Annotated in this window: 13 protein-coding genes; all 13 read left to right on the forward strand. The window is 56.6% G+C overall.

All coding sequences use genetic code 11. The annotated features are described in order from the left end of the window. Positions 1-127 precede the first annotated feature (127 nt). The 13 genes from ACCD02_RS15220 to fliE all read left to right on the forward strand — a co-directional run bounded on the left by ACCD02_RS15220 (position 128) and on the right by fliE (position 12,928). A complete protein-coding gene (locus tag ACCD02_RS15220) occupies positions 128-1,054 on the forward strand; it encodes a ketoacyl-ACP synthase III (protein WP_413303162.1) in 927 nt (308 codons plus the stop codon). Between the two features lie 55 nt (positions 1,055-1,109). Further along, positions 1,110-2,405, forward strand: coding sequence for a motility associated factor glycosyltransferase family protein (locus tag ACCD02_RS15225; RefSeq protein ID WP_413303165.1), 1,296 nt, complete (start codon positions 1,110-1,112; stop codon positions 2,403-2,405). Continuing rightward, positions 2,402-2,659 carry a hypothetical protein gene (locus tag ACCD02_RS15230; RefSeq protein WP_413303167.1) on the forward strand — a complete coding sequence of 86 codons (258 nt, stop codon included), beginning with the start codon at positions 2,402-2,404 and terminating at the stop codon, positions 2,657-2,659. Before ACCD02_RS15225 ends, ACCD02_RS15230 begins: the two co-directional genes overlap by 4 nt. Positions 2,660-2,977: 318 nt before the next feature. Next, complete coding sequence (locus ACCD02_RS15235) at positions 2,978-3,829, forward strand: flagellin domain-containing protein (protein ID WP_413303169.1); 852 nt, start codon at positions 2,978-2,980, stop codon at positions 3,827-3,829. Positions 3,830-4,199: 370 nt separating this feature from the next. Then, positions 4,200-5,048, forward strand: coding sequence for a flagellin domain-containing protein (locus ACCD02_RS15240; RefSeq protein WP_259105470.1), 849 nt, complete (start codon positions 4,200-4,202; stop codon positions 5,046-5,048). Between the two features lie 72 nt (positions 5,049-5,120). Next, a complete protein-coding gene (locus ACCD02_RS15245) occupies positions 5,121-5,525 on the forward strand; it encodes a flagellar protein FlaG (RefSeq protein WP_413303172.1) in 405 nt (134 codons plus the stop codon). A gap of 80 nt (positions 5,526-5,605) precedes the next feature. Next, a complete protein-coding gene (gene fliD, locus ACCD02_RS15250; protein WP_413303175.1) occupies positions 5,606-7,081 on the forward strand; it encodes a flagellar filament capping protein FliD in 1,476 nt (491 codons plus the stop codon). A gap of 158 nt (positions 7,082-7,239) precedes the next feature. After that, the gene (gene fliS, locus ACCD02_RS15255; protein WP_413303177.1) at positions 7,240-7,638 is read left to right on the forward strand and encodes a flagellar export chaperone FliS; all 399 of its coding nucleotides are present in this window, start codon (positions 7,240-7,242) and stop codon (positions 7,636-7,638) included. Positions 7,639-7,648: 10 nt separating this feature from the next. Next, on the forward strand, positions 7,649-7,945 hold the full coding sequence (gene fliT, locus ACCD02_RS15260) for a flagellar protein FliT (protein WP_413303179.1): 297 nt from the start codon (positions 7,649-7,651) through the stop codon (positions 7,943-7,945). 166 nt (positions 7,946-8,111) lie between these two features. After that, the gene (gene fleQ / locus ACCD02_RS15265; protein ID WP_413303181.1) at positions 8,112-9,587 is read left to right on the forward strand and encodes a transcriptional regulator FleQ; all 1,476 of its coding nucleotides are present in this window, start codon (positions 8,112-8,114) and stop codon (positions 9,585-9,587) included. Positions 9,588-9,711: 124 nt separating this feature from the next. Further along, positions 9,712-10,923, forward strand: coding sequence for a sensor histidine kinase (locus ACCD02_RS15270; RefSeq protein ID WP_413303184.1), 1,212 nt, complete (start codon positions 9,712-9,714; stop codon positions 10,921-10,923). Beyond that, a complete protein-coding gene (locus tag ACCD02_RS15275) occupies positions 10,920-12,335 on the forward strand; it encodes a sigma-54-dependent transcriptional regulator (RefSeq protein WP_413303425.1) in 1,416 nt (471 codons plus the stop codon). The genes ACCD02_RS15270 and ACCD02_RS15275 overlap by 4 nt, the downstream gene beginning before the upstream one ends. A gap of 266 nt (positions 12,336-12,601) precedes the next feature. Beyond that, positions 12,602-12,928 carry a flagellar hook-basal body complex protein FliE gene (fliE, locus tag ACCD02_RS15280; protein ID WP_259105458.1) on the forward strand — a complete coding sequence of 109 codons (327 nt, stop codon included), beginning with the start codon at positions 12,602-12,604 and terminating at the stop codon, positions 12,926-12,928. Positions 12,929-12,930 lie beyond the last annotated feature (2 nt).

Below are 12,930 nucleotides of genomic sequence, written 5' to 3' on the forward strand. Positions count from 1 at the left end.
GAGGTCGACGCTTGGCCGATTTCATGACGTTTTGAAGTCAATCCGGGCCGTCCCGCAGCCTTCTGATCTGCAATGCCTCTCCATCTGAGAGTGGTGATATTCAAGTTTTTCACATTGGGAAGCCATGATGATTGGCATAAAAAGCATAGCGAGTTATGTGCCCACGGCCGGCATTGACAACTACGCGCAGGGCGCCAAATTCGGCAAGGATGATGAGTTCATTCTCGGCAAGATCGGCTCCGCTTTTCTGCCGCGCAAGGATCAAGCCCAGGAAACTTCCGATTTGTGTGTCGAGGCGGTCAACGCCTTGTTCGCCAGCAACCCGCAACTCAAGCGTGAATCCATCGATGCGCTGATTGTCATCACCCAGAACGGTGACGAAGACGGTCTGCCGCATACCTCGGCCATCGTCCAGGACAAACTGGGCCTGCCGACTCACGTGGCGGCGTTCGATATCTCCCTGGGCTGCTCCGGTTATGTCTACGGGTTGTACGCGATCAAGGGCTTCATGGAAGCGACGGGGCTGAAAAACGGTCTATTGGTCACCGCTGACCCGTATTCGAAAATCGTCGACCCCGAAGACCGCAACACCACCATGCTCTTCGGCGATGCCGCCACCGCCACCTGGATGGGCGAGGATGCGGTCTGGCAATTGGGCAAGGCAAAATTCGGTACCGACGGTTCCGGTGCGCCGCACCTGAAGGTCAATGACGGTGTGTTCTTCATGAACGGCCGTCAGGTGTTCAACTTCGCCCTGATCAAGGTTCCGGCGCACTTGCACGAACTGCTCGACGAGTCGGGGCTGCAAAGTGCCGATATCGATGCGTTCTGCATTCACCAGGGCAGTGCGGCGATTGTCGATGCCGTGGCACGCCGCTTCGAGGGGGAGCCTGAGAAGTTCGTCAAGGACATGCTCGAAACCGGTAATACCGTCTCGTCGAGCATTCCGCTGCTGCTGGAAAAGCATCTGGACAACAGCACCTGGAAGCGTGTTGCCCTCAGTGGCTTCGGTGTCGGATTGTCTTGGGGGTCGGCAATCATTTATCGTCAGTGATCCTGAACACCCCAGAGCGGCGACAGAAATGTCGCCGTTTTGTTATGAGAGATCTATGAGCGAGATTTTCCAGCGCAATATTGCCGTACTGGAACAACGTTGGCCTGACCTGTTGCAGCGTCTGCTGGCCGAAGATCCGGACGTGCTCGACGCGCAATTGGTCAACGGCCAGGGTTCGACCCTGAGTATCGACGGCATCCAGCTGACCAGCCGCCATGACCGTATCAAGGAAGCGCAGCTGCAGGCCGACAGCCTGCCGCCCGAAAGCCCGGTGCTGCATCTGTACGGCTGTGGCCTGGGTGATCTGCAACGTGTTGCCCTGTCATCAGCCACGCTGCAGCGCTTGCATGTCTATGTGCTCAATGGCGCGGTTTTCACCCTGGTCCTGCAATTGCTCGAGCAGGACGACTGGCTGAGCGACCCCCGGGTCGAGTTGTCTTACGCCGGCGATCACCGGGAAATCAACCTGCCATTCTTTGCCCTGCCTGCCGAACTGGTCCTGGCCGACGATTTCAATGCGCGGATTCGTGATCGGCTGATCAGCGAGATCCACCTGACCTTTACCAATCGCGATTTCTCTGCCGAAGATCCGCTGATCCTTGAGCAATTGGCCCAGGGCATGGATTTGCTGCGCCAGGATGCCGATGTCGCCGACCTGTTTGGCAGCCAGCCGGGCAGGGAAGTCTTCGTGATCGCCACGGGGCCAAGCCTGGCCCAGCATCTGCCACGGCTGCTGGAAACCCGTGGCCTGCCTGAGCGACCGCTGTTCATCTGTGTCGATACGGCCTATGTGCCCCTGCTCAATAGCGGCATCGCGCCGGATATCGTCGTCAGCATCGATCACCGCATCACCCATTGGCATCTGCCCGTGTATGGTTCAGCGCAGGTATCGCTGGTTTACATGCCCCGGATCGACGCGACGCTGCTGGGCACCTGGAAAGGTCCCCGGTATGCCTGCTACTCATACAGCCCGCTGTATAAGAGCGTTCGTGAGCAAGTGCCCAAGGGCCAACTGTATGTGGGTGGCAGCGTGATCCATCCGGCGATCGATCTGGCGGTGCGCATGGGTGCCGCACGTATCACCCTGTTCGGCGCGGATTTCGCCTTTCCCAACGACAAGACTCATACCGGCTGGGTCGATGGCACCCTGGGGCCGAAGTTGCACCAGTCCCGCCACTGGCTGCTGGATGGACGCGGAAACCGCGTACGCACCCAGCTGAACTTCCGCAGCTACCTGATCGAGCTCGAGCGCTATATCGCCTTGCACCCGGAAGTGGAATTTTTCAATACCAGCCGCGATGGTGCCCTGATCACAGGCACTGGCTTCGACCCTGAATGGACTCCGGCATGACTGACCTGTCTTCACTTGTGACTGCGTCCCGGCAATGTGCCCAGCTATTTCGCCTGGGGCGGGATATCGAAGCGGCGCTGGAAATGGTCGAGCTTTTCGAGAGTGCCATGCCAATGTTGGCTGAGCGCCCGATCGCCGAACGGGAGTACGGGACGCAGCTGTTGGAACGAATGCTGGAGTGTCAGCAGCGGCAGGATTGGCTGGCGTTGGCGGATTACATGGAATATGAGTGGGTGGAATTTTTGCGGGGCTGATTAGGCGGTTGTCCTTATTTTATTTCGGAAACGTCTTACAAAGTGTCTGTAGGAATATTAAATGAGTGGTCGAGCATTAATTTTATCGACCATTTTTTTTTGAAAAAAAACAGTATTGGAAAAGCCTTTAAATTCAAAAGGTGAAGTTGTTTTTTATCCCGTCAAATGTCGTGATGGCAATTGTATGTTGTAGCGAATTTGTGAATTGGTTCCATTAAGTCATTGAAAAACAAGTCGATAAATGGACTGTAGGCTTTCGGGTGAAATGGACTTCGCCCTGTTTTGAAAGCCAGCCGTTTCATGACGAGGGACTTTCCAATGGCTATGACTGTTAATACCAATATTGCTTCTTTGACTGTGCAAAAGAATTTGAATCGCTCCAGTGATGCGTTATCGATTTCCATGGCACGACTGTCATCCGGTCTGCGCATCAATAGCGCCAAGGACGATGCAGCGGGGATGCAGATCGCCGCAAGAATGGAGAGCCAGGTTCGCGGACAGGGAATCGCGATCAGAAACGCCAATAACGCTATTTCCATGGCGAACACGGCAGAAGGGGCGCTCAGGGAGATTAGTGAAATTGTCCAGCACATGCGTGGTTTGGCTTTGCAGGCGCGCAATGACAACTACGGATCCGAGCAGCGTCTGTCATTAAATCAGGAGTTCGCACAAAAAAGCGACGAGTTGACCCGCATCACCGGCTACACCAACCTTGGCGGCAAAAAGCTGTTGGACGGCACCGCTGGAATCATGGAGTTTCAAGTAGGCGCTGAGGTCGGTGAGGTCAACCGCGTATCAGTGACTCTGGATAAAAAATTCGATGCTGTCAGTCTAGGGGTTGCCAGTACTGTTGCCGGGCTCAGCGGCGCAACAAATGCCGAAGCCCATACCAATATTGACAATGCTCTCACCGCACTTGATGCCGCGCTTACTCAGATCAATGCGACACGTGCCGAACTGGGAGCCGTTACCAACCGTCTCTCCAGTACTATTTCGAACCTGCAGAACATGAATGAAAATGCTGGCGCGGCCCTGGGGCGGATTCAGGATGTCGACTTCGCTGCCGAAACAGCTGAACTGACCAAGCAGCAAACCCTGCAACAGGCGTCGACGGCGGTGCTGGCTCAGGCCAATCAGCTGCCGGCGGCGGTGTTGAAGCTACTGCAATAGAGAGAAGGCGCGACCGAGGCTTTTATATAGGAACACTAGCCTCGGTCTGCGCTTTCGATGATTTACTGTAGGAGCTGCCGAAGGCTGCGATGGCGGTTTACCCCGCAACGTTCGTTCGCAGCCTTCGGCAGCTCCTACAGAACCTCATTGGCATTCAACCGGCACAAGCTGCCAACTGGTTGAAAAATAAGGGAGAAAGGGGGATGGCGACACCGACAAATGTCGGGATGTCGTGGTGATGGCAAAATTTTTGAAAAAAGCCCTCAAGGTCCCCGCACTCCCGACGATAACTATTACGAAGGTTCTCTAGGCCAACCCGGCGGTTGCCAGGGCCGGATAGCCGCAGCACCCAACCAATGAGGAATTCATCATGTCTTTAGGCGTAAACACTAACGTTGCTTCCCTGGCCGTTCAGAAAAACCTGGGCAAAGCATCCGACGCACTGTCGACTTCCATGACTCGTCTGTCTTCCGGTCTGAAAATCAACAGCGCAAAAGACGACGCAGCCGGCCTGCAGATCGCCACTCGTGAAACCGCTCAGATCCGCGGCCAGACAGTAGCAATCAAAAACGCCAACGATGGTATCTCGATGGCTCAGACCGCTGAAGGCGCTCTGCAAGAATCGACCAACATTCTGCAACGTATGCGTGAACTGGCAGTACAGTCGCGAAACGACACTAACGGCACTGCAGACCGTACCGCTCTGAACGCTGAATTCGGTCAAATGTCTGACGAATTGACTCGTATCTCGGCTTCGACCAACCTCAACGGCAAAAACCTGCTGGACGGTTCGGCCGGTACCATGACTCTGCAAGTTGGTTCGAACACCGGTTCGGCTAACCACATTGACCTGGTTCTGAGCAGCAAATTCGACGCCGCCAGCCTGTCGGTTGCTTCGAGCTCTGTTTCGATCACCGGTACCAGCGCTACTGCCAGCACCAACATCGACAACGCGATCACCGCAATTGACGCCGCTCTGGCAGCGATCAACGCCACTCGCGCAAACCTGGGTGCTTCGCAAAACCGTCTGACCAGCACCATTTCCAACCTGCAAAACGTCAACGAGAACGCCACTGCTGCACTGGGCCGTATCCAAGACACCGACTTCGCAGCGGAAACTGCTAACCTGACCAAACAGCAAACTCTGCAACAGGCTTCGACTTCCGTCCTGGCCCAAGCTAACCAACTGCCTTCCGCTGTACTGAAACTGCTTCAGTAATATCGGAATGAGTTTTAGCGGGGGAGTATGCTTGCGTGCTCTCCCGCTTTTTTACTTTGCGAGGTAGTGGATATGGACATGAGTACCAATCTGAACTTGTCTTACCCAGTCGTAAAACCGGTTCCAGTTGCAACAGAACAGCCGGTCGCGACACCTCAAGTCGCATCCGCCCCCGTCTCGGCTCCGGCACCTGTTGCCCAGTCGTCAGCGGATTCGTCGGAAAGTAATGACTCGAAGAAAGAAGCACAGCAAAGCGCCGAAAAATTGAAAGCCGCCGTGCAGGAAATCGACAAGTTCGTCAAATCGATCCAGCGCAATCTCGAGTTTTCAATCGACGAGCAATCCGGAAAGGTGGTCGTCAAGGTCATTGCCAGCGACACGGGTGAAGTGGTTCGACAGCTTCCATCGGCTGAAGCGCTGAAAATCGCAGACAGTCTGCAAAATGCGCACAGTCTGTTATTTGAAGCCAAAGCTTGAAACTGGCGTGAAAGATGCATCTGGTATCTTTTGGCTGACGCTGTTGTCAAAAGATCGACGAAAACTGAAAGGAGATCCACATGGCAAGCCCAATTACGTCTACTACCGGTTTAGGTTCTGGTCTTAACATTGGCGACATCGTCAAGGTACTGGTCACCGCTCAGACCCAGGCCAAGACTGACCAGATCAGCAAGACCACTACGGCGATCAGCACCAAGATTTCTGCGGCGGCGACGCTGAAAAGCGCCCTGACCACCTTCCAGACGAGTTTGACCAATCTTGGCGATGTCACTAAAGGTGCTTTCAACGCCTATGCAGCGACGTCGAGCAATACCAGTACGCTGACCGCAACGGCCAGTAACACTGCAGTTGCTGGTACGTTCAAGATCCATGTGAATTCGCTGGCCACCGCTTCCAAAGTCGGCACCGCTGCTTTTTCCGGTGGCGCGACGAGTGCTATTCCGAGTGGCAACCTCACTGTCACTCAAAATGGCATTTCCACCAGCTTTACTGTTGGCGCGAATGCGACCCTGCAGTCGGTTCGCGACCAGATCAACGCCAAGTCAAATACCAGCGGCATCAGTGCCAACGTTGTGACCGACTCTAATGGTTCTCGGCTGGTGTTCAGTGGCGTCGATGTCAAGACAGGTAACCCTGTTACCGGCGCGGGCTCCGATATCACCACCTCCAGTGATATCGCCGGCTTCACGATTACCGCAGGGAGCACCCTTGATCCGACTTCGGCCAGTAGCGCCGGCATTATTGGTGCGGCTGCGACCGACGCCTCGCTGACCGTCGATGGTCTGCCAATCACCAGCAAAAGCAATACGATCGATAAAGCAATTGGTGGTTTATCGTTCAATTTGTTGTCAGCCGGTACGCAGACGACTGATAGTCATGGTGTCAGTACTTTTAGTGGTGCTGACTCGACTATCACAGTCGCCAGCAACACCAGCGGCCTGCAAACGTCACTGCAGTCGTTTGTCGATTCCTATAATGCCCTGGTCAAGACGATCAACAGCCTGACTACGGCTACCACTGATCCGACCACGGGCCAACTGACAGTAGCAGCGCCCTACACGGGCGATTCGATGCCTCGTAACCTGCTCTCCGATCTGCGGCAGCAGTTGGTGAGTCCAGGCCCTGGTAGCGCGCTCTCCGTATTGTCGCAGTTGGGCGTTAACACTGCCCAAGGTGATGGTACCCTGAGCATTGACAGCACCAAGTTCACGGCTGCGATGAGCAAGAACCTGGGTGGCCAGATCCAGCAATTGTTCAGTGACACCACCTCTGGTTTGTCCAAGCGTATGACGTCGGTCCTCACGCCATACACCCAGACCGGCGGCATCCTTGATACCCGTACCACGCAGCTGAACAAGCAGCAGGACGATGTGGACAAGCAGAAGGCCCAACTGGATCTGTTGACTACCAACCTGACCAGCAGCCTTACGGCCAAGTACAACGCGATGGATCTGGTAGTGGGGCAGTTGAAAGCGACCAACACCAGCATCACTTCGTTCTTCTCCTCTTTGAACGCACAGCAGAGCTCCAGCTAAGCTTTAGTTTACTGGCGGCAAACAAAAGCCCGGCAGCGCCCATCGCGTGTCGGGTTTTTGGCTTTAGGAGACGAGCTAAAGTTTTCTTGTGTTGCGTCGATACACTGGTTATGCGACACAGTGGTTACATGAATTTTCGCAGTTTAATGAGGTAGAACATGAACCCGATGTTAGCCCTTCGGCAATACCAGAAAGTCAACAATCATGCTCAGACCTCGGAAGCCAGCCCGCACCGTCTCGTGCAGATGCTGATGGAGGCGGGGCTTGACCGTATCGCGCAGGCCAAGGGCGCTATCCAGCGCAAGGATATCCCGACCAAGGGCGTCCTGATCGGCAAGGCCATTGGCATTGTCGGTGGCCTGCGTGAAGGGCTGGACATGGAAAACCAGGCAGCAACCCTGGCCCGTGTCGATAACCTGTACGTGTACATGATGCAGCGTCTGGCTGAAGCCAATATCAAGAGCGACCCGCGCATCCTCGATGAAGTCAGCAGTCTGCTGACCACTGTCAAGGAAGGCTGGGATGCCATTGCGGACCAGGCGCCGCCGGCGATCTGAGGAGAAAGTCATGAGTGCTGCGCTCAAGCGTATCGAAGAAACCCGTGAGGCGCTGGTGGATGCACTGGCCGAGCGTGACTGGGAGGCGATCGTCAAACTTGATCTGGCCTGCCGTGCCTGTGTTGATGATGTGATCAGCGAAGGTGCGCAGAACGAGCCGGAACTTCGCAGCAATCTGGAGGAGTTACTGGGGGTTTATCGTCAATTGATCGACGTTGCCACCGGTGAGCGTCAAGCGGTTGCCGATGAAATGGCGCAGGTGCGCAATGGGCAGAATGCCGCCAAGGTTTATCATCTGTTCGGTTAATAGAAAAGATAATCGAATAGATCTGCGCCATAAATTTGACTGTGCGTGGTTTTATAACTTAACTAGTGGTGTTACTATTTTCTGGCGTGTCCCGAGCCCTTTTGGCAGGGTCGCCAAGCTTGCCCGTCTCGATGGGCATCGAGTTGACTAGGGAAGTTGCTATTGCATGTGGCGTGAAATCAAGATTCTGCTGATCGATGACGATAGCCAGCGCCGCCGCGATCTGGCGGTCATTCTGAATTTTCTTGGCGAAGAAAATTTGTCCTGTTCCAGTCAAGACTGGCAGCAGGTTGTCGGTTCCTTGGCGTCTACCCGCGAAGTCCTTTGCGTACTGGTCGGCAGCGTCAACGCGCCAGGCAGTCTCCAAGGACTCCTTAAGACCATCGCTGCATGGGATGAGTTCCTTCCTGTTTTGCTGATGGGCGAAAATTCTTCCGTCGACCTCCCCGAAGACCTCCGCCGCCGGGTCCTGGCCACCCTGGAAATGCCGCCGAGCTACAGCAAACTGCTGGATGCCCTGCACCGTGCCCAGGTCTACCGCGAAATGTACGATCAGGCCCGCGAGCGTGGCCGTCATCGTGAACCGAACCTGTTCCGCAGCCTGGTGGGCACCAGTCGGGCGATTCAGCACGTGCGGCAGATGATGCAGCAAGTTGCCGACACCGATGCCAGCGTATTGATCCTTGGCGAGTCCGGGACCGGCAAGGAAGTGGTGGCGCGTAATCTGCACTATCACTCCAAGCGTCGCGACGCGCCTTTTGTTCCAGTAAATTGCGGTGCCATTCCGGCCGAACTGCTCGAGAGTGAGCTCTTCGGGCACGAGAAGGGCGCATTCACCGGCGCCATCACCAGTCGCGCCGGCCGCTTCGAGCTGGCCAACGGCGGTACCCTGTTTCTTGACGAAATTGGCGACATGCCGCTGCCCATGCAGGTCAAGTTGTTGCGCGTGCTGCAGGAGCGCACCTTCGAGCGTGTAGGCAGCAACAAGACTCAGAGCGTCGACGTGCGGATCATCGCCGCGACCCACAAGAATCTTGAAACCATGATCGAAACGGGCAGCTTCCGTGAAGATCTGTACTACCGCCTCAATGTGTTCCCGATCGAAATGGCACCGTTGCGCGAGCGCGTGGAAGATATCCCGCTGCTGATGAACGAGCTGATTTCGCGCATGGAGCATGAAAAACGTGGGTCCATCCGTTTCAATTCGGCAGCGATCATGTCCTTGTGTCGCCATGGCTGGCCGGGCAATGTCCGCGAACTGGCCAACCTGGTAGAGCGCATGGCGATCATGCATCCCTATGGCGTGATTGGCGTGTCCGAGCTGCCGAAGAAGTTTCGTTATGTCGACGATGAAGACGAGCAGATGGTCGACAGCCTGCGTAGCGATCTGGAAGAGCGCGTGGCAATCAACGATCACACGCCGAATTTTGCCACCGGGGCGATGCTGCCGCCGGAAGGGCTGGATCTCAAGGATTACCTGGGCGGCCTGGAGCAGGGGCTGATCCAGCAGGCGCTGGACGATGCCAACGGCATTGTTGCGCGCGCCGCCGAACGGTTGCGCATCCGGCGTACCACCCTGGTGGAGAAGATGCGCAAGTACGGCATGAGTCGGCGTGAAGGCGACGAACAGGCGGATGATTGACGCCTGAGTGATGGGTAAAAAATCAAACCTCTGAATTTTCAGGGGTTTTTTTTCGGCACGGGGATTGCTAAGTCTCTATCTGAACATACCGTTTAATGACGGTTCGCCACGTGAGAGATTATTTATGTCCCAGGCCGCCCAGTCGTCGTCCGATCTTACCGGTGAAGCCCAGCCATGCCCTGAGCTGGAGAGCCGACAAGGGCTTGAGCAGGCCTTCCTGCTGTTTAACCAGATGTCGGCACAACTGACTGATTCCTACAGCCTGCTGGAAGCCCGGGTCACCGAACTCAAAGGCGAGCTGGCCGTGGTCAGTGCTCAGCGCATGGAGGAACTGGCGGAAAAGGAACGCCTGGCCTATCAGTTGCAGAACCTGCTGGATCTGCTCCCGGGCGGAGTGATTGTGATCGACGGTTCGGGCATGGTCCGCGAGGCCAACCCGGCGGCGGTGGATCTTCTGGGTCAGCCACTGATTGGTGAGCTGTGGCGCCATGTGATCAGTCGCTGCTTTGCGCCTCGCGAGGATGACGGGCATGAAGTCTCTCTCAAGGATGGCCGCCGTCTATCCATTGCCACTCGTTCGCTGGACGCCGAACCGGGTCAGTTGGTATTGCTCAACGACCTGACGGAAACCCGCCATTTGCAGGATCAGCTCGCGCGCCATGAGCGTCTGTCCTCCCTGGGGCGTATGGTTGCGTCCCTGGCCCATCAGATCCGCACGCCGCTGTCGGCCGCATTGATCTATGCCAGTCACCTGCTGGAGCAGGAGCTACCGGCGGCTACGCAACAGCGCTTTGCCGGACGCCTGAAGGAACGCCTGCATGAACTGGAGCATCAGGTGCGGGATATGCTGGTATTTGCCCGCGGTGAGCTGCCACTGACTGACCGCCTGCCGCCTGATGCGTTGTTTCAGGCCCTGCAGACTGCCGCGCAGACCCATGTGCAGGATGTCCAGGTACGCTGGCAGTGCGACAGCCGTGATGGCGAGCTTCTGTGCAATCGTGACACGCTGGTCGGCGCGTTGCTCAATCTGATCGAAAATGCCATCCAGGCCAGCAGAGCGCCCGCGCGCCTGAAGATTCACGCCTATACCCGGGGCAGTACGTTGCGCCTGTGCGTCAGCGACAACGGCAGCGGTATCGATGCTGGCGCGCTGGCGCGCATGGGGGAGCCGTTCTTTACCACTAAAACCACCGGCACCGGCCTTGGTCTGGCGGTGGTGATGGCCGTGACCCGTGCTCATCAGGGTATCGTTCAGTACCGCTCGCGTCCGGGGCGCGGTACTTGCGCCATTGTGACTTTGCCATTGATCCCGGCCAATGCGGCGGACACACACTGATGATCAAGGTATTGCTGGTCGAGGACGATCGGGCGCTACGCGAGGCGTTGGGGGAAACCCTGGAGCTGGCCGGTCATGACTATCACGCCGTAGGTTCGGCCGAAGAGGCCTTGAGCGCTGCTGCCGATGAGCCCTTCAGTCTGGTGCTCAGTGACGTCAATATGCCAGGCATGGATGGTCATCAGCTGCTAAGCGCCTTGCGCAGCCGCTATCCGCAATTGCCGGTGCTGTTGATGACAGCCCATGGCGCGGTGGATCGCGCCGTGGACGCCATGCGTCAGGGGGCCGTCGATTATCTGGTCAAGCCCTTCGAGCCCAAAGCCCTGCTGGCCCTGGTGGCGCGTCATGCCCTGGGATTTCTTGGGCCTGTGGATAAAAGCGAAGGGCCGATTGCGGTCGAGCCTGCCAGTGCGCAGTTGCTCAATCTGGCCAGTCGGGTGGCGAAAAGCGATTCGACGGTGCTGATCTCTGGCGAGTCGGGCACCGGCAAAGAAGTCCTTGCGCGCTTTATTCATCAGAACTCGCCCCGGGCCGACAAACCCTTCATTGCCATCAATTGTGCGGCGATTCCCGACAACATGCTCGAAGCGACGCTGTTCGGTCATGAGAAGGGTTCATTTACCGGTGCCATTGCGGCTCAGGCGGGCAAGTTCGAACAGGCCGATGGCGGGACTATCCTGCTCGACGAGATTTCAGAAATGCCCATGGGCCTGCAGGCCAAGTTGCTGCGGGTGCTGCAAGAACGGGAAGTGGAGCGGGTCGGCGCGCGCAAGCCAATCAATCTGGATATCCGCGTACTGGCAACCACCAACCGCGATTTGGCCGGTGAAGTGGCGGCGGGGCGTTTCCGTGAGGATCTTTACTACCGCCTTTCCGTCTTTCCGCTTGCCTGGCAGCCGCTGCGTCAACGAACTGCCGACATTCTGCCACTGGCCGAGCGTTTGCTGACCAAGCATGTCAATAAAATGAAACATGCACCGGTACGACTATCGGCCGATGCTCAGGCTTGTCTGGTGGGTTACGCTTGGCCGGGGAATGTGCGCGAGCTGGATAACGCTGTGCAACGTGCGCTGATTTTGCAGCAGGGCGGCATTATCCAGGCCGAAGACTTTTGTCTGGTGGGGCCGGTGACTTGCGCGCCATTGCCAAAAATCGTGACTGCTCCTCAGGCTGTGGCTGTGGGGGCAGATAGCTTGCCTGTAGAAATGAACGCCGGAGAATCGGCGGGTGGTCTGGGTGACGATCTGCGTCGGCGCGAGTTTCAGATGATCATCGACACCCTGCGCGCCGAGCGCGGGCGTCGCAAGGAAGCTGCCGAACGTCTGGGGATCAGCCCCCGTACGCTGCGCTACAAGCTGGCACAGATGCGCGACGCGGGCATGGATGTAGAAGGTTATTTATTCGCTACGTAATGTGCGTTCGATAGAGTTTGTCCCTGCGTGCATCGTAGAGCAGGGTTGCCGGAAATTATGCTCGCGCTGCAGGCCAGGGTTTTACGGGGCTGTGGCGCAATGCATCGAGACGCTCGGGTTGTCGTGCGGTGTGAGCCATGCCGCGATGACGGTTTTAAGTTCAAAGATGGCCTTTTGCCTTTATTTAGCTGGCACTCTTGTTGCTATGACTTTAGTGACCGCTTGATCGGTGTCAAAAAATTGCGGCCTTAACGAGAGATACGTCCATGAGCCAAGGTGTTGAATTTAATCGCTTGATGTTGGATATGCGCTCCATGCAAATGGAAGCGATGTCTGCACCCAAGACTACCGAAGCGCAAAACGTGGGCGGCAGCAGCTTTGCCGACATGCTGGGTCAGGCCGTGAACAAGGTCAACGACACGCAACAGGCGTCCAGCCAGTTGGCCAACGCCTTCGAAATCGGCAAGACCGGTGTCGACCTGACCGACGTGATGATCTCGTCGCAGAAAGCCGCCGTCTCCTTCCAGGCCTTGACCCAGGTGCGCAACAAGCTGGTTCAGGCTTATCAAGACATCATGCAGATGCCGGTTTAAGG

Source organism: Pseudomonas sp. Pseusp88 (genome assembly GCF_047303955.1).
Lineage (GTDB): Bacteria > Pseudomonadota > Gammaproteobacteria > Pseudomonadales > Pseudomonadaceae > Aquipseudomonas.